Genomic DNA, 16,001 nt, shown 5'->3' with positions numbered 1-16,001 from the left:
CCTTATAACGTATCAATTTTTTTACGCTCTCCTATTTTTGAGAGCTTCCCTTGTCTCTCTTTCATTTCTTCTAACACATCTTCTAATGGAATATTTTTTGCAGCCAGTAAAACAAAGCAGTGATAAATAACATCGACCATCTCTTTTATAAGCTCTTCTTTATTATCATTTTTTGCAGCGATGACGACTTCTGTACACTCTTCCCCTATTTTTTTTAAAATCTTATCTTCACCTTTTGTAAACAAATAATTTGTATATGATTCCGAAATTGGATTTTCTTTACGCTGCCCGATAGTTTCATATAAAGACTTCAGTACATCTTCCATTCTCAAGGTCCCCCTTATATGATTTTATAATGAAAGCATGATTTCTCACCTGTGTGACAAGCTGGCCCTACTTGCTTCACAATAATTACAATTGAATCTTGATCACAATCTAAATAAAGAGATTGAACATACTGCATGTGCCCGGACGTTTCTCCTTTATTCCATAACGCTTGCCGAGAGCGTGAATAAAACCATGTTTTTTTCGTTTCTAACGTCTTTTCATATGCTTCTTCATTCATATAAGCTAACATTAAAATTTCTTTTGTTCCTTCTTCCACCACAATAGCTGGCAACAGTCCTTTTGAAAAATCTGGCGTCATAATCTCACCTCAATTTTGGCTCCTCGTAATTTTCGCTTTACTTCTTGCACAGTAGATTCACCGTAATGAAAAATAGATGCTGCTAGAGCGGCATTTGCTGACGTTTTTTGAAATACTTCTACAATATGCTCGGCACTTCCACACCCTCCTGAGGCAATTACTGGAACCGAAACCGTTTTAGAAATTTTTTCTGTCAAACTAAGATCATAACCATCCTTTGTTCCATCTGCATCCATACTTGTAAGTAAAATTTCGCCTGCTCCTAACTGTTCCACCTGTTTTGCCCACTGTACAGCATCGATACCTGTATCAATCCGTCCACCATTTACATATATATTCCATTTATTTTCTTTTACTTTCCTTGCATCCATCGCTACCACAATACATTGCGAACCAAAATGTTCGGCACCTTCCCCAATTAACTTTGGATTTCGCACCGCAGCTGAGTTCAGCGAAACTTTATCTGCGCCTGCTCTTAGCAAAGTATACATATCTTGGACAGTTGAAATCCCCCCTCCAACTGTAAGTGGAATAAACACTTTTGACGCCGCCCTCTCTACAACATCCACAATTGTTTTTCTACCTTCATGCGTCGCTGTAATATCTAAAAAAACAATTTCATCTGCACCTGCTTTATTGTACAAAGCAGCTATTTCAACAGGGTCTCCGACATCTTGTAATCCCACAAAATTCACACCCTTTACAACACGACCTGCTCTCACGTCTAAACAAGGAATGATTCGCTTCGTTAACATATCTTCGTCACCTGCAATGCATCTTCTAAATTAATTGTTTTTTCATATAACGCCTTACCAATGATTACACCGTATACATTCATATCATTCAACTTCTTTACATCTTGCAATGAACATACTCCGCCCGAAGCAACAATACGGATTGCTACCGCCTTCTGTAGTAATTGCAATTGCTCAAAGTTCGGTCCCTCTAACGTACCGTCTTTTGCAATGTCTGTAAAAACGATAGCTTTCACACCGACACTTTCCATTTCCTTCGCAAGGTCAATATAAGAAATTTCAGACACATCTAACCAACCTCTTGTGGCAACGTAACCGTTTTTCGCATCAATACCAACGATAATGTTTTCCCCATATAAACGAACCGCTTCTTCTAAAAAAGGACGATCATACAATGCAGCCGTTCCTAAAATAACTTTTTCTACTCCTACCGACAATAACATTTCAATTGATGCAAGAGACCGCACTCCACCTCCCACTTGGACTGGAACACGAACAGCTTTACATATGTCTTCAATTACAGATAAATTTACAGATTGCCCAGCAACAGCTCCATCTAAATCAACAATGTGTAACATTCTTGCTCCGAACTTTTCAAACAATAACGCTTGAGCGACTGGGTTTTCATTCATAACCGTTTCCTTTTGAAATTCTCCTTGATAAAGCCTAACACATCGTCCTTGTTTTAAATCGATAGCTGGGAAGATTTCCATGATTCTACCACTCCTTTAAAATTCCTTAATATTTGTATCCCGATATCACCACTTTTTTCAGGATGAAACTGCGCTCCAAATATATTTCCTTTCGCAACAAATCCTGGAATATCAATTTCATAGTCACTACTTCCACATACAACCTCACTTGGACAATCTGCATAATAGGAATGAACGTAATACACAAATGAACCATCTTCTACTTTATTCCACAATTCAATTTCTCGCTTCTTCTTTAATTGATTCCAGCCCATATGCGGTATTTTATAAGGAACTTCCAGCTTTCGGATCACTCCTGGTAACAAACCTATCCCTTTTGTTCTCTCAATTTCTTCACTTTCTTCAAATAAAAGTTGCATCCCTAAACAAATTCCAAGAAGTGGTTTCTCTTGCGCTCCAATTTCTTGAATCACTGAAACAAGACCTTTTTCCTGCAAGGCAATCATTGCTTTTGGAAAAGCTCCAACTCCTGGTAAAATCACACCGTGACTTTGTAATATTCTCTCTTTATCATCGGTTACAATATGCTTAGCTCTAATACGTGTTAATGCTTGTTCAACACTGCGAATATTCCCCATTCCATAATCTACAATCGCAATCAATTACAACATTCCTTTCGTAGAGTTTACACCAACAATTTTGTCATTTTTGTCTACTGCTTCGCGCAGTGCACGTCCAAATGCTTTAAATATCGCTTCAATTTTGTGGTGGGTATTACTTCCATATAAAATGCGAGCATGTAGTGTTATATTCGCAGCATGGGCAACCGCTCTGAAAAACTCCTCTGTCAGTTCAGTATCAAAATCTCCTAACTTAGGATTTTTCAATTCACCTTGAAAGACAAGATAAGATCTTCCGCTTATATCAACTGCTACAAAACCTAAGGCCTCATCCATTGGTACATATGCCGCTCCATAGCGGTTAATTCCCTCTTTATTTTGCAATGCTTCTTTCAAACAATTTCCAAGTACAATACCAACATCTTCAACAGTATGATGAGCGTCAACAAACACATCACCTTCCGCTTCAATTTGCAAACCAAATCGCCCATGCTTTGCAAACAAAGTTAGCATATGATCAAAGAAACCAACACCCGTTTGAATCGAAACGTTTGTACTTTCATCTAGTTGTAAACTCAGTTTAATTTTTGTTTCTGTCGTTCCTCGCTCTTGATTTGCCTCACGCATTATTTCTCCTCCTCAAACCGAATTTGAATCGCTCTTGCATGTGCATGTAATCCTTCTTTATCCGCGAGCGTTGTAATATGATGCTGAACGTTTTGTAGCGCTTCCTTCGTATACGATACAAAACTTGATTTTTTCACAAAATCATCTACTGATAACGGCGAAAAGAAACGTGCTGTTCCACTTGTTGGCAATACATGATTGGGGCCTGCAAAATAATCCCCGAGCGGTTCTGGAGCATATGGGCCAATAAAAATTGAACCTGCATGCTTAATATAGCCTAAGGCAGTCATCGGTTCATTTATGTGTAACTCTAAATGCTCCGGCGCTATCTCATTCGACAATTGAAACGCCTGCTCTAGCGAAGGAACGACTAGAATTGCTCCGTTTCTTTCTATCGATTCACGAGCTATTTCACTTCTCGGTAATGCCCGAAGTTGTTGCTGTATCTCTCTTTCTATCTCGTTAGCAAGGTCTACACAAGTTGTAATACAAATTGCTGTTGCTCTCACATCATGCTCAGCTTGAGATAATAGGTCTGCTGCAATAAAAGACGCATTCCCAGTTTTGTCAGCAATTACAACGATTTCAGATGGTCCAGCAATCATATCGATATGAACAGCTCCGAATACTTCCCGTTTTGCAAAAGCCACATATATATTCCCAGGACCAACAATTTTATCAACTTTCGGAATCGATTCCGTCCCAAATGCCAATGCTGCAATCCCTTGCGCTCCGCCTACTGTATAAATTTCATCTACACCAGCAATTTCAGCCGCTACTAAAATATGCGGATCTATCCCCTCTTTTCCTGGTGGTGTAACCATAATAATTTTCTGAACGCCGGCAATTTTGGCAGGTAATACATTCATCAATACAGATGATGGATAAGATGCCGTTCCTCCTGGTACATATACCCCAACTGTTTGCAATGGTCTAATCAGTTGACCACGAATCACACCTTCATTTTCACAATCTAAAAAGGATTGTCTTTTTTGTTTTTCATGGTATGAGATGATATTTTTCTTTGCTTCTTGCAATGCTTCTAGAAATGAAAAATCTACATATTTACTTGCTTGTTCAATTTCTTCTTTTGTAATACGAAACTTTGTTACTGCGACACCATCAAAAGTCTTTGTATAAGAAATTAGTGCTTCGTCTTTTCTTTTTCTCACTTGTTCAACAATTTTTCTTACACGTAACTGCACAGTTTCTTCTATTATATTAGCCTGTTCTCTTAGCTTCTTTATTTTCTTCAGCGCTTCCATATAGTCCTTATAAATAACCTCCATCATAATCCCCCCTTTTTATTTACCTGAGGCAATTGCACACTCCATTTTATGGATAATATCGAATATTTCGTCTTTTTTTGTTTTTAAAGCAGCTTTATTAACAATCATTCGAGCAGATATTGAATACATTTCTTCAAATATAATCAATCCATTTTCTTGTAATGTTTTTCCTGTCTCTACAATATCAACAATTGCATCTGCTAACCCGAGCAATGGAGCTATTTCCACAGAACCTTCTATTTTTATAATCTCTACATCTTCTCCCTTATCACGAAAATAGTTGGAAGTAATATGCGGATACTTTGTGGCAATTCTCTTTTTCCGATAACCTTTCGGATTATATGTTGGGATAGAGGCGACACAAAACTTACAACACCCCACTTCTAAATCAACCATTTCATATATATCTTTCTCGTATTCCATTAAAATATCTTTTCCAACAATACCAATGTCTGCAACACCATGCTCTACATAAGTTGCAACATCTACTGCTTTCACTAGAATGAATGAAACATTTCTACTAGCGCTTTGAAATACAAGCTTTCTTCCTTTATCCAGCAGTTCCGAACAATCGATCCCGACTTTTTCAAACAGTGGAATGACATGTTTCTCAAGTCTCCCCTTTGTTAACGCAATTTGAATGTTACGCATGAAGTGTCCCCTTCCTTTTGTATTACCCATTTTTCTTTCCACACATATTCTACTAATGCTTTTCCAGTCGCTTCAATCACTGTTACAATCCCATTCTTCTTTGCAAACTGAAATGTATCTTGCAAATTCTCAAACATAGATAGTTCCACTTTCCATCCATCTTTCTGAAGTAAACCACCTAGTCTTTCTGCTTCGGCTATCATATCTAACGAATAATGAATAATCATATCTAATTTTTTTCGTTTGAACGGTTTTTGTTGTTCTTGTAATGTCCGAACAATTTGATTTACTTGTACAGCTAACCCAACTGCTGGCATCGGCTCTCCAAAATTACCAAGCAATTCATCGTATCTTCCGCCACTAACAATTTCTCCCCCAATGTCATATATATATCCTCTAAAAATAACTCCTGTATAATAATGCAAATGCTGAATCATCCCAAGATCAATCGATATATACGAACCATATCCTAATTTTTCAATCGTTTTATAGATTTCTTTTACCCGTTCGATCGCTTGCTTCATTTCATGATTTGAAGCGAGCTTTTCCGCTTCTTCAATTACTTCAAGTTTCCCAAATAATCTTGGTAACCTTTCAAGTAACTGTACCGTTTCATCACTTCGATCTAAATTCTTTTCTTGTAAAAAACGGGATAGCTCCGCATAATTTTTACTTTCAATATACGTACGTAAGAGCGACTCCTCTTCTTCTCCAAATGACAGCTTTTTAACAATACACTTGTATAACTGCACTTGCCCTAATTCTATTGTAAAAGACTGAATCCCTACAGCTTGAAGAGCATGAATTGCACTTATGATACATTCAATTTCAGCACGTATATTATCAATCCCAATGATTTCAATACCCGTTTGGATGATTTCATTGTATTTTCCAGATAGTGATTCGTTTGCCCGAAATACATTCCCACTATATGTTAGTTTCAAAGCCAAATCCTCTCGAAGCGTTCCCATTACCCTTGCTAGAGGAATTGTCATATCAGGTCGCAAAATGATAATGCGCCCTTGTTGATCAAAAAATTTATACATTTTCTCTTCATCTATCGGCCTATTACGAAAAGCAAAAACATCATAAAATTCAATCGTGGGTGTTCGAATTTCCTCATATCCCCTTTCTAAAAAAGCACGTCGTAATTTTTGTTCAACTTCTTCTATTAACGTGCACTCCTCAAATACATAATCTCTTGTTCCATCTGGATTTGCTCGTTTCCATTTCGTCATACCGCTTCACACTCCTTTAAACTCTAATTAGCAAACTTCCTATTCTAGTGTATGCCCACCAAAGCAATCACGAACAAAATAAAAAGAGCCTTGTAGAAAAAATACCTACAAGGCTCTTTCATAGAGTGTAGGTACAACGGGAATAACCCTTGTACCTACACGTTGTTCACGCTAGGTTCAAGGGTTTATGTATGATGATGTAATTGTGTAAGCATATTGATAGGTTGTAATGTAAACATTATCCTTACTCCCTTTCTCCTCTTGTTTTCACATAGTATATAATACAAAATTCAGAATGTAAACACAATTATAGCCTTATATGTATTTTTTTATGACAGCTCGCTAAGAAAATTAGCGAGCTGTTTTTTGTTCATATTCTTGAATTTTTCGTTCATATTGAAGCGTGATTCCAATTTCATCTAAGCCACTTAATAGCTTTTCTTTCCACATCGTCTCAATTGTAAAATGAAAACGATGTAGTGGAGTTGTAATCACTTCATTCTCTAAATCAACTTCTATGACATCTCTTGGATCAACAGCTGCTAGTTTTTCACGCATTTCTTTTTCCATAACGATTGGCAGCATGCCATTTTTCGTACAATTCATATAAAAAATGTCTGCAAATCCCCCGGCAATAATAACACGAAATCCATAGTCAGCAAGTGCCCATGGCGCATGCTCTCTTGATGAACCACAGCCAAAATTTTCACCTGTAATGAGTATACTTGCTCCTTTTCGCTCAGCTGCATTTAGTGGAAAATTCGGATTCTCTTTCCTATCATCCTCATAACGCCATTCATCAAATAAAAATTTCCCAAAACCCGTTCGTTCAATCCTCTTCAAATATTGTTTTGGAATGATTTGATCTGTATCAATATTATCGTTCATTAGTACAGCAACAGTTCCTTTATGAATACGAAATGGCTCCATCATAACTCTCCTTTCTCACATCAACAAAATGACCATAAAGTGCTGCGGCTGCAGCCATTGCTGGACTTACAAGGTGTGTTCTTGCACCTTTTCCTTGTCTTCCTTCAAAATTACGATTCGAGGTTGACGCACAATGTTCACCTTCTGGTACTTGATCCGGATTCATTCCAAGACACATAGAACACCCAGGCTCTCTCCATTCAAAACCTGCTTCTTCAAATATACGGTGCAGTCCTTTTTTCATCGCTGCCTCCCTCACTTGTTTTGATCCTGGTACAACAAGTGCCCGTACTCCTTCTTTTACTTTTTTTCCTTTTACAATAGCTGCGGCAATTTCTAAATCCGATAAACGAGAGTTTGTACAGGAACCAATAAATACATGCTGGATCGGAATTTCAAATGCACTTTGCCCTGACTGAAGCCCCATATAAGCAAAAGCCCGTTCATCATTTGCATCACGTGTTTCTGGTAAACATTCGTCAATGCGCATACCCATACTTGGATTTGTTCCCCACGTTACATATGGTGCTAGCGTTGTAACATCAACTGAATAAACAATATCGTATACCGCATCCTGATCTGTATAAAGTTCACTCCAGTTTTCTACTACCAAATCAAACTCTTTCGGTGCATACTGACGTCCTTTTACATAAGTATATGTCTTTTCATCCGGTGCAATTATTCCCGCTTTTGCCCCACCTTCAATCGCCATATTACAAAGCGTCATGCGCTCTTCCATTTCCATATCTGTAATTGCTTTGCCGTAAAACTCCATTACATATCCTGTTCCAAATGCTACCCCATATGTAGCGAGTAGGTGTAGAATAATATCTTTCGCATATACACCTTTTGGTAACTTTCCTTTCAATTCAATGCCCATCGCTTTTGGTTTTCGTTGCCATAATGTTTGAGTGGCTAATACATGCTCCACTTCACTTGTACCAATTCCAAATGCCAGTGCTCCAAAAGCTCCATGAGTTGCCGTATGGCTATCACCACATACAATTGTTTTTCCTGGCTGCGTCAGTCCAAGCTCCGGACCAATAACGTGAACAATTCCTTGCGCTTCATCATCAATATCCGCTAATGGAACATTAAATTGTTTACAATTATTACGAAGTGTATCTAATTGTTGCTTTGCAATGCGATCTGTAATGTTCCAAACATCCTTTGTTGGAATATTATGATCCATCGTTGCAAACGTTAAATCAGGTCTTCTCACATTCCGATTCGCAAGCCGCAAGCCCTCAAAGGCTTGCGGTGATGTCACTTCATGTACAAGATGAAGATCAATATATAGTAAATCTAATCCATTTTCATTTGTCTCGACAACATGCCTTTCCCACAACTTATCTAGTAATCTTTTCCCCATTATCTCCCTCTCCCAACTAGCGCTTGTTCTTCCATTTCTTGAAGTACAGCCTCTGTAAACGAAGTTGTTGTTTCATTTCCGCCTATATCAGATGTATATTTTCCAGATTGGAGTACTGCAACAATCGCCGCTTCAATCGCATTCCCTTCTCTTGTTAATTCAAATGACTGTCCAAGCATCATCGCAACCGAACGCATCATCGCAATTGGATTCACTTTATTTTTCCCTGCAATATCTGGCGCTGATCCATGGATTGGTTCATATAGCGAAGGTCCATTCTCTGCATGGCTTGCTGATGGAAGCATTCCAAGCGATCCTGCTAATACAGATGCTTCATCACTTAAAATATCACCAAATAAATTTTCTGTTACAATAACATCAAACCGAGCTGGATTACGAATCAATTCCATCGCGGCTGCGTCTACTAAAATATGTTCAAGTTCAACATTCGGATAGCGAAGCGCTACTTTTTCTGTTACTTCCCTCCAAAGTTTACTCGACTCTAAAACATTTGCTTTATCAATAGAAGTGACTTTTTTACGACGTTTACTTGCCAATTGAAATGCATATGAAACAATTCTCTCAATTTCATGACGATGATAGGTGAGCGTATCTGTCGCTACCTCTTCTGTTCTTTCTTTTGGGAAGGAGAAATAAATCCCACCCGTTAATTCACGAACGACAACAAAATCTACCTCATCAGCTGCTTTTAGTGGTGACAAATGTGAAGTCGCTGCATCTACAGTGACGGGACGAACATTAGCAAATACACCAAGCCCTTTTCGCAGTGCAAGCAATCCTTTTTCTGGTCTTTCTTTCGCTTCGTCCCAGCGTGGTCCACCAACCGAACCTAATAATACAGCATCACTTGCTAAACATGCTGCTAATGTTCTTGACGGCAATGGTTGCCCAATCGAATCAATCGCCGCCCCTCCAAATTGTTCATCTTGTAAATAAAAATGATGACCATATAACCTTTCTACCATGTGTAACACTTGCTTGGCACTCTCCATAATTTCTGGTCCAACACCGTCACCTGCTAAACAAACGATACGTTTTTCCAACGATCAGCACCCCTTTGTTTTTTTATTTACTGATTATTCTGAATTTATATAAATGAAGCAGGGGAATATTCCCCCACTTATCAAAACGTTACTTTGCAAGGAGCAACAAAGCCTTTAGTTTTCCCGCTGCATGTACATAGGCTCTAGCTGATGCCTCTAATACATCTTGTGCAACACCGAAACCTGAAACTTGATGGGTTCCTTCTTTCAATTCAACATGCACATGAGCGAGTGCATCCTGCCCTTGTGTAATGGATTGAATACGATAATCAGCTAACTCACACTCAAGTCCTAAAATTCTTTGAATTGCATTATAAATCGCTTCAATACTCCCTGCTCCTGTTGCTGCATCTTCGTACACATTCCCTTCCTCATCCGCTAGTGCAACCGTTGCACATTGTGTACTGTTTGATACAAAATGTACTTGTAGTTGTTTAATATTATACTGCTGTGTTGAAAATGCAGTTTCTCCTAGTACTAATGCGCGTAAATCTTCTTCTGTAATCTCTTTTTTACGATCTGCTAATCTCTTAAATGCGCTGAATGCTATATCTCGCTCTTCTTCCGTAAACTCATAACCGAGTTCCTTCATCTTTTCAGTAAAAGCATGGCGACCAGAATGTTTTCCAAGTACAAATAAATTTTGCGCTTCACCAATTAGTTCTGGTTCAATAATTTCATATGTCGTTACTTCTTTTAATACACCATCTTGATGAATACCTGATTCATGCGCAAATGCATTTGCTCCCACAATTGCCTTATTTTTCGGAATGATCATACCCGTTAAACGACTTACTAATGTACTTGTTGCTTTAATCTCTTTTAGTGTTATAGCAGACTCGGCTTCATAATAGTCTTTTCTAATGTGCAAAGCTACTGCTACTTCTTCCAAAGCAGCATTACCTGCACGCTCTCCAATCCCATTTATCGTCCCCTCTACTTGCAATGCCCCGCCTTCAATCGCCGCCAATGAATTCGCTACTGCCATACCAAGATCATCGTGACAATGACAAGAGAAAATAGTTTTTTCATAAGACGGAACATATTCTTGTAAGTATTTAAAAAGAGAATAATATTCTTCTGGATTTGTATAACCTACTGTATCAGGAATATTAATAACATCCGCTCCAGCACGAATCGCAACTTCCACAGCTTCTGCTAAAAAAGGATGAGCCGTTCTCGTTGCATCTTCTGCCGAAAATTGTACTGTAGGAAATAAAGATTTCCCTAAAGTTACAGAGCGATGAATACTATCTAACACATCCGCCTTTGACATACAAAGCTTATATTTCATATGAATATCACTCGTTGCCAAAAAGACGTGTAATCGCGGAGATGCTGCATTTTTCAACGCTTCATACGCTCTCTGAATATCACTTTCCTTCGCCCTTGCCAGACTCATAACGGAAGCATTTTGAATCGTTTCCGCAATGCGTTTTACTGAGCGGAAATCACCTTCAGAAGCTGCTGCAAATCCTGCTTCCATCACATTGATCCCGAGTTTTTCTAACTGCCTGGCAATCTGTAACTTTTCTTGTTCATTTAAATTGACTCCGGGTGATTGTTCGCCATCACGAAGCGTCGTATCCATGAACAAAATCTGTTTCATATTATTTAACCTCCGCCTTTACTTTCGGTTGTACAAACGGCATCATTTCACGTAATTTACGTCCAACAACTTCAATTTGATGTTCATTTTCTTGTGCGTTCGTTGCATAGAAATGTGGTTTTCCTGCTTTATGCTCTGCAATCCATCCTCTTGCAAATGTACCATCTTGAATTTCTTTTAATACTTCACCCATCGCTTTTTTCGTATGTTCTGTTACAACGCGTGGTCCTGATACAAAATCTCCCCACTGCGCCGTATCAGAAACAGAATATCTCATATTTTCAAGTCCACCTTCATACATAAGATCAACAATGAGCTTTAGTTCATGTAAACATTCAAAATAGGCAAGTTCCGGCTGATAACCAGCATCTACTAATGTTTCAAATCCTGCCTTTACAAGTGCAGTAACACCTCCGCAAAGTACAGCTTGTTCTCCAAATAGATCCGTTTCTGTTTCTTCTTTAAATGTAGTTTCTAATACCCCAGCTCTTGTTGCTCCAATGCCATCTGCATAAGATAATGCTTTTTCAGTAGCTGTTCCTGTTGCGTCTTGGTATACAGCAAATAACGCTGGGACCGCTCCACCTTCAGCAAAAGTACGACGCACTAAATGTCCCGGTCCTTTTGGCGCTACTAGAAATACGTCTACATCTTCTGGTGGTGTAACTTGATTAAAATGAATGTTAAATCCATGTGCAAACACCAATGAATTTCCAGCTTGTAAATTCGGTTCAATTTCTGCTTCATACACTTCTGGCTGTAGTTCATCAGGCAGAAGAATCATTACTACATCCGCAGATTTTGCAGCTTCCGCCACTGAATATACAGCAAAACCATCCTCTTTCGCCTTTTCCCATGACTTTCCTTTTCGAAGTCCAACTACTACTTCAAAACCATTGTCACGTAAGTTTTGCGCATGAGCGTGACCTTGTGATCCATATCCAACAATTGCTACTTTCTTCCCCTTTAATACATTTACCGCTACATCTTTCTCATAATAAACTTTTGCCATATTCTTTCTCCCCCTATATTAAAATGATTAATGAATTAACATAATTTGTTTATCTTGTTTTTTCATACTACGCGTAAATGCAGTAACACCTGTTCTTGCAATTTCTTTTAAACCGTATGGGCGCATTAGCTCTATGAGAGCTTCTACTTTTTCCTGTGTACCCGTTACTTGTACGACGATGGAATCCTTCCCAACGTCTATTACAGCGGCTCGGAACGGTTCAATTAAACTATATAATTCTGCTCTCGATACACTTGTTGTCGCTACTTTAATAAGAGCTAGTTCCCTTGCAATCATCGCTTCTTCTGTAATATCGGATACTTTCAACACATCAATTTGTTTATGGAGCTGTTTTATTAGCTGCTCCACTTGTTGTTCGTTTTCAACATGAACAACAAATGTCATTCGTGAAATATCAGACGACTCTGTATGTCCAACAGAAATACTTTCAATATTAAAATGTCTCCTGGTCATCACACCCGTAATTCGATTTAAAACCCCGCTTTGATTTCGAACGGTTGCCGTAACAATCCTTTTCATCGCTTTTCCACCCCCTCCATTTGGTGAACACCTTTTCCTGGAGCAACCATCGGCATAACTTTTTCAGACTGCAGTACCCTGCAATCAATTACAACAGGCTCTTGCAAAGCAATCGCTTCTTCTAACTGGTCCTTTGCTAATAATGGATTTTCAATGCGTATCCCTTTTATGCCATACGCTTTTGCAAGTGCTACAAAATCAGGCTGACAAGGGAGCAAAGAATGAGAATATCTTTGGTTATAAAATTCATCTTGCCACTGTCTTACCATCCCTAACGCTTCATTATTTAAAATCAAAACTTTAACTGGTAAAGAATGTTCCTTCAATACACTCAGTTCTTGTAATGTCATTTGAAAACCAGCATCTCCAACAATTGCTACAACCAATTCATTTGGTTTTGCTATTTGTGCACCAATAGCAGCTGGAAATCCAAATCCCATTGTGCCTAATCCCCCAGATGTTACCCAGTTATCAGGATTCTCAAGCGGATAATATTGAGCAGCCCACATTTGATGCTGTCCAACATCTGTCGTAACAATCGCTTTTCCTTTTGTAATTTCGTGCAGCATATCAATTGCTGCTTGCGGTTTAATTACTTCAGCACCTTGATCATAAGAAAAAGGATATTGTTCTTTTCTGCTTTTTAAAAGCGATAGCCATGCACTATGATTTTCTTTCCCTCTTTTACAGGAGAGCATTGCCTCTAAAGCATGCTTTGCACTAGCCACGATCGGAATTTCTGTAGGAACGTTTTTGCCAATCTCTGCTGGATCAATGTCAATATGTGCGACCGTTGCACCTTTTGCAAAATACTCTAAATTCCCAGTAAGACGATCATCGAATCTTGCACCGATATTTATGAGTAAATCACACTCATACAATGCCATATTCGCTGTATAGGAACCATGCATCCCTCCCATTCCTAGAAATAATTTATCACTTGGCGGAAATCCACCTAGTCCAAGAAGTGTATGAACCACTGGTATACGATACATTCGAGCAAAATCTGTTAATTCTCGCGTAGCTTTCGCATGCAATACGCCGGCTCCAGCTAAAATTAATGGTTTTTCTGCAACATCAATTGCTTGTAATAACTTGTTAATTTGCAAGAGATTCGGCTCATAATTTGGTTGATACCCCGGTAAATCCATTTGCACATTGCTACATCGTTCCCCCTTTTCTACTACCATATTTTTCGGAAGATCAATAACGACCGGTCCTGGTCGACCTGTTTTTGCAATATGAAATGCTTCTTTAATAATTCTTGGTAAATCTGATGCCCTGCGCACTTGATAATTATGCTTAGTTACCGGCATCGTAAGTCCCATAATATCCGCTTCTTGGAAAGCATCACTTCCTATCAACGTTGTAGCTACTTGACCTGTAAAAACAACAAGTGGTAATGAATCAATCATTGCATCTGCAAGACCGGTAATTACATTTGTTGCACCCGGACCGCTTGTCGCAATAACAACACCTGGTTTCCCGGTAACCCGTGCATATCCTTCTGCTGCATGGATTGCTCCTTGTTCATGCCTTGTTAATATATGAGGAATTTCACAATCGTAAATCGCATCATATAGCGGCAGAACAGCTCCTCCAGGATAACCAAAAATAACTTCCACATCTTCCTTTTCTAACGCTTCTAACAACAGCTGTGCACCAGTTGCCATTTTCTCTTCCGTTTTCGAAGACATCTCTCTTTTAAACCTCCTTTAAAATTGTTTTATGCAATAAAAAAATCCTACGTCCACACTCCAGCTATGTGCTGAAGGGACGAAAGATTTCGTGGTACCACCCTTCTTCGCAAGAATAATTCTTGCCTCAGTGACTCAGGGATGAGTCTAGCTAATAACGGAGCTACCGTCTAAGCCTAGACAACTGCTTCAGCTTAGCACTCAAGGGCGATGTTCGTCGACGTGAACCATCGGTTTGCAGCAACCACCGACTCTCTGTGAGGCTTCACAATCAACTACTCCTCCCTATCAACGCTTTACAAATTTATAATTCATTACACTTCTATCATCCAACTTTATTTTCTTCGTAAATTTTCTCTCCATCTTCTACAACTAATTTACGAAACTCTTCTAATAAACGATTTGTATGTGGACCCGTTTTTCCAGACCCAATCGTTCTTCCATCAACTGTCGTAACTGCAATAACTTCAGCTGCAGTTCCTGTTAAAAATACTTCATCAGCTACATATACATCGTGTCTTGTAAATAATTCTTCTCTTACGTCATATCCAAGCTTTTCTCCAATTTTCAAAATAGCGTTTCTTGTAATGCCTTCTAATGCTCCTGCAGAACTTGGCGGTGTAATTAATTTATTTCCTTTTACTATAAACACATTATCGCCAGATCCTTCTGCAACATAACCTTGTTCATTTAACATAAGTGCTTCTTGCACACCAGCAAGCTTCGCTTCAATTCGAACTAAAATATTATTTAAATAGTTTAAAGACTTTACTTGTGGTGTTAATACATCCGGACGATTACGACGCGTCGCAACGGTCACAACCGGTATACCTTTTTCGTAATATTCAGATGGAAATAAAGATAACTGTTCCGCAATTACAACCACATTCGGTTTCGAACAAGAATCAGGATCTAATCCAAGATTCCCAGCTCCCCGTGATACTACTAAACGGATGTACCCATTAGATAGCTTATTTTGACGAATCGTCTCAACAACAATTGCTGTCACTTCTTCTAACGTATATGGAATTTCCAACATAATGGATTTTGCGGACTCGTATAAACGAATAAGATGTTCTTTAAGCCTGAAGACATTGCCACTGTAGACACGAATCCCTTCAAACACCCCATCGCCATATAGATAACCATGATCATATACTGAAACTTTTGCTTCGTCTTTTGGAACAAATTCTCCATTTAAGAAAATCCATTGCTCATTCACTTCAAAGCGCCTCCTATGTTCTGTGAATTTTTTATTGTTTCCTAGTTTACTCTCCTTTTTAAATAAATCAAGTTAA

At 38.6% G+C, this 16,001-nt stretch carries 17 protein-coding genes and 1 other annotated feature; all 17 genes read right to left on the bottom strand.

Features of this window, described 5'->3' with window-relative positions:
- Positions 1 to 2: 2 nt before the first annotated feature.
- On the bottom strand, positions 3 to 326 hold the full coding sequence (gene hisE / locus J4P91_RS01395) for a phosphoribosyl-ATP diphosphatase (protein WP_017152608.1): 324 nt from the start codon (positions 324 to 326) through the stop codon (positions 3 to 5).
- Between the two features lie 14 nt (positions 327 to 340).
- A complete protein-coding gene (gene hisI, locus J4P91_RS01390; RefSeq protein ID WP_017152609.1) occupies positions 341 to 646 on the bottom strand; it encodes a phosphoribosyl-AMP cyclohydrolase in 306 nt (101 codons plus the stop codon).
- Positions 643 to 1,401: an imidazole glycerol phosphate synthase subunit HisF gene (gene hisF, locus J4P91_RS01385; RefSeq protein ID WP_207992667.1), complete on the bottom strand. Its 759-nt coding sequence runs from the start codon at positions 1,399 to 1,401 to the stop codon at positions 643 to 645. The genes hisI and hisF overlap by 4 nt, the downstream gene beginning before the upstream one ends.
- Complete coding sequence (hisA, locus tag J4P91_RS01380; protein ID WP_017152611.1) at positions 1,395 to 2,114, bottom strand: 1-(5-phosphoribosyl)-5-[(5-phosphoribosylamino)methylideneamino]imidazole-4-carboxamide isomerase; 720 nt, start codon at positions 2,112 to 2,114, stop codon at positions 1,395 to 1,397. The genes hisF and hisA overlap by 7 nt, the downstream gene beginning before the upstream one ends.
- Complete coding sequence (gene hisH, locus J4P91_RS01375) at positions 2,087 to 2,716, bottom strand: imidazole glycerol phosphate synthase subunit HisH (protein ID WP_017152612.1); 630 nt, start codon at positions 2,714 to 2,716, stop codon at positions 2,087 to 2,089. Before hisH ends, hisA begins: the two co-directional genes overlap by 28 nt.
- Positions 2,717 to 3,301 carry an imidazoleglycerol-phosphate dehydratase HisB gene (gene hisB, locus J4P91_RS01370; protein WP_207992666.1) on the bottom strand — a complete coding sequence of 195 codons (585 nt, stop codon included), beginning with the start codon at positions 3,299 to 3,301 and terminating at the stop codon, positions 2,717 to 2,719.
- A complete protein-coding gene (gene hisD / locus J4P91_RS01365) occupies positions 3,301 to 4,590 on the bottom strand; it encodes a histidinol dehydrogenase (RefSeq protein WP_017152614.1) in 1,290 nt (429 codons plus the stop codon). Before hisD ends, hisB begins: the two co-directional genes overlap by 1 nt.
- 15 nt (positions 4,591 to 4,605) lie before the next feature.
- A complete protein-coding gene (gene hisG / locus J4P91_RS01360; RefSeq protein WP_207992665.1) occupies positions 4,606 to 5,241 on the bottom strand; it encodes an ATP phosphoribosyltransferase in 636 nt (211 codons plus the stop codon).
- Positions 5,217 to 6,479, bottom strand: coding sequence for an ATP phosphoribosyltransferase regulatory subunit (gene hisZ / locus J4P91_RS01355; protein WP_017152616.1), 1,263 nt, complete (start codon positions 6,477 to 6,479; stop codon positions 5,217 to 5,219). The genes hisG and hisZ overlap by 25 nt, the downstream gene beginning before the upstream one ends.
- Before the next feature lie 351 nt (positions 6,480 to 6,830).
- Complete coding sequence (leuD, locus tag J4P91_RS01350) at positions 6,831 to 7,409, bottom strand: 3-isopropylmalate dehydratase small subunit (protein ID WP_017152617.1); 579 nt, start codon at positions 7,407 to 7,409, stop codon at positions 6,831 to 6,833.
- Positions 7,387 to 8,781 (bottom strand): 3-isopropylmalate dehydratase large subunit, encoded by a 1,395-nt coding sequence (leuC, locus tag J4P91_RS01345; protein ID WP_017152618.1) that lies wholly within the window; start codon positions 8,779 to 8,781, stop codon positions 7,387 to 7,389. The genes leuD and leuC overlap by 23 nt, the downstream gene beginning before the upstream one ends.
- Entirely contained in the window at positions 8,781 to 9,845 is a 1,065-nt protein-coding gene (gene leuB, locus J4P91_RS01340) for a 3-isopropylmalate dehydrogenase (RefSeq protein WP_207992664.1), read from the bottom strand. The genes leuC and leuB overlap by 1 nt, the downstream gene beginning before the upstream one ends.
- Before the next feature lie 88 nt (positions 9,846 to 9,933).
- Complete coding sequence (locus J4P91_RS01335) at positions 9,934 to 11,454, bottom strand: 2-isopropylmalate synthase (protein WP_207992663.1); 1,521 nt, start codon at positions 11,452 to 11,454, stop codon at positions 9,934 to 9,936.
- A 1-nt stretch (position 11,455) separates the two neighbouring features.
- Complete coding sequence (gene ilvC, locus J4P91_RS01330) at positions 11,456 to 12,466, bottom strand: ketol-acid reductoisomerase (RefSeq protein ID WP_207992662.1); 1,011 nt, start codon at positions 12,464 to 12,466, stop codon at positions 11,456 to 11,458.
- A 27-nt stretch (positions 12,467 to 12,493) separates the two neighbouring features.
- Complete coding sequence (gene ilvN, locus J4P91_RS01325; RefSeq protein ID WP_016113993.1) at positions 12,494 to 13,006, bottom strand: acetolactate synthase small subunit; 513 nt, start codon at positions 13,004 to 13,006, stop codon at positions 12,494 to 12,496.
- Complete coding sequence (ilvB, locus tag J4P91_RS01320; protein WP_207992661.1) at positions 13,003 to 14,703, bottom strand: acetolactate synthase large subunit; 1,701 nt, start codon at positions 14,701 to 14,703, stop codon at positions 13,003 to 13,005. Before ilvB ends, ilvN begins: the two co-directional genes overlap by 4 nt.
- A gap of 72 nt (positions 14,704 to 14,775) precedes the next feature.
- Positions 14,776 to 15,004, bottom strand: a binding site (T-box leader).
- Positions 15,005 to 15,028: 24 nt separating this feature from the next.
- Positions 15,029 to 15,925: a branched-chain-amino-acid transaminase gene (gene ilvE, locus J4P91_RS01315; RefSeq protein WP_207992660.1), complete on the bottom strand. Its 897-nt coding sequence runs from the start codon at positions 15,923 to 15,925 to the stop codon at positions 15,029 to 15,031.
- Positions 15,926 to 16,001 lie beyond the last annotated feature (76 nt).

Origin of the sequence: Bacillus sp. XF8, from assembly GCF_017498755.1 — a bacterium.
GTDB classification, from domain to species: Bacteria; Bacillota; Bacilli; order Bacillales; family Bacillaceae_G; genus Bacillus_A; species Bacillus_A bingmayongensis.
Note: the sequence above shows the minus strand (reverse complement) of the source record. Positions and strands in the feature narration are given on the sequence as shown.

Coding starts and splice junctions, on each gene's coding strand:
- hisE (WP_017152608.1), bottom strand. CDS start 326: ATGGAAGATGTACTGAAGTCTTTATATGAAACTATCGGGCAGCGTAAA.
- hisI (WP_017152609.1), bottom strand. CDS start 646: ATGACGCCAGATTTTTCAAAAGGACTGTTGCCAGCTATTGTGGTGGAA.
- hisF (WP_207992667.1), bottom strand. CDS start 1,401: ATGTTAACGAAGCGAATCATTCCTTGTTTAGACGTGAGAGCAGGTCGT.
- hisA (WP_017152611.1), bottom strand. CDS start 2,114: ATGGAAATCTTCCCAGCTATCGATTTAAAACAAGGACGATGTGTTAGG.
- hisB (WP_207992666.1), bottom strand. CDS start 3,301: ATGCGTGAGGCAAATCAAGAGCGAGGAACGACAGAAACAAAAATTAAA.
- hisD (WP_017152614.1), bottom strand. CDS start 4,590: ATGGAGGTTATTTATAAGGACTATATGGAAGCGCTGAAGAAAATAAAG.
- hisG (WP_207992665.1), bottom strand. CDS start 5,241: ATGCGTAACATTCAAATTGCGTTAACAAAGGGGAGACTTGAGAAACAT.
- hisZ (WP_017152616.1), bottom strand. CDS start 6,479: ATGACGAAATGGAAACGAGCAAATCCAGATGGAACAAGAGATTATGTA.
- leuD (WP_017152617.1), bottom strand. CDS start 7,409: ATGGAGCCATTTCGTATTCATAAAGGAACTGTTGCTGTACTAATGAAC.
- leuC (WP_017152618.1), bottom strand. CDS start 8,781: ATGGGGAAAAGATTACTAGATAAGTTGTGGGAAAGGCATGTTGTCGAG.
- J4P91_RS01335 (WP_207992663.1), bottom strand. CDS start 11,454: ATGAAACAGATTTTGTTCATGGATACGACGCTTCGTGATGGCGAACAA.
- ilvC (WP_207992662.1), bottom strand. CDS start 12,466: ATGGCAAAAGTTTATTATGAGAAAGATGTAGCGGTAAATGTATTAAAG.
- ilvN (WP_016113993.1), bottom strand. CDS start 13,006: ATGAAAAGGATTGTTACGGCAACCGTTCGAAATCAAAGCGGGGTTTTA.
- ilvB (WP_207992661.1), bottom strand. CDS start 14,703: ATGTCTTCGAAAACGGAAGAGAAAATGGCAACTGGTGCACAGCTGTTG.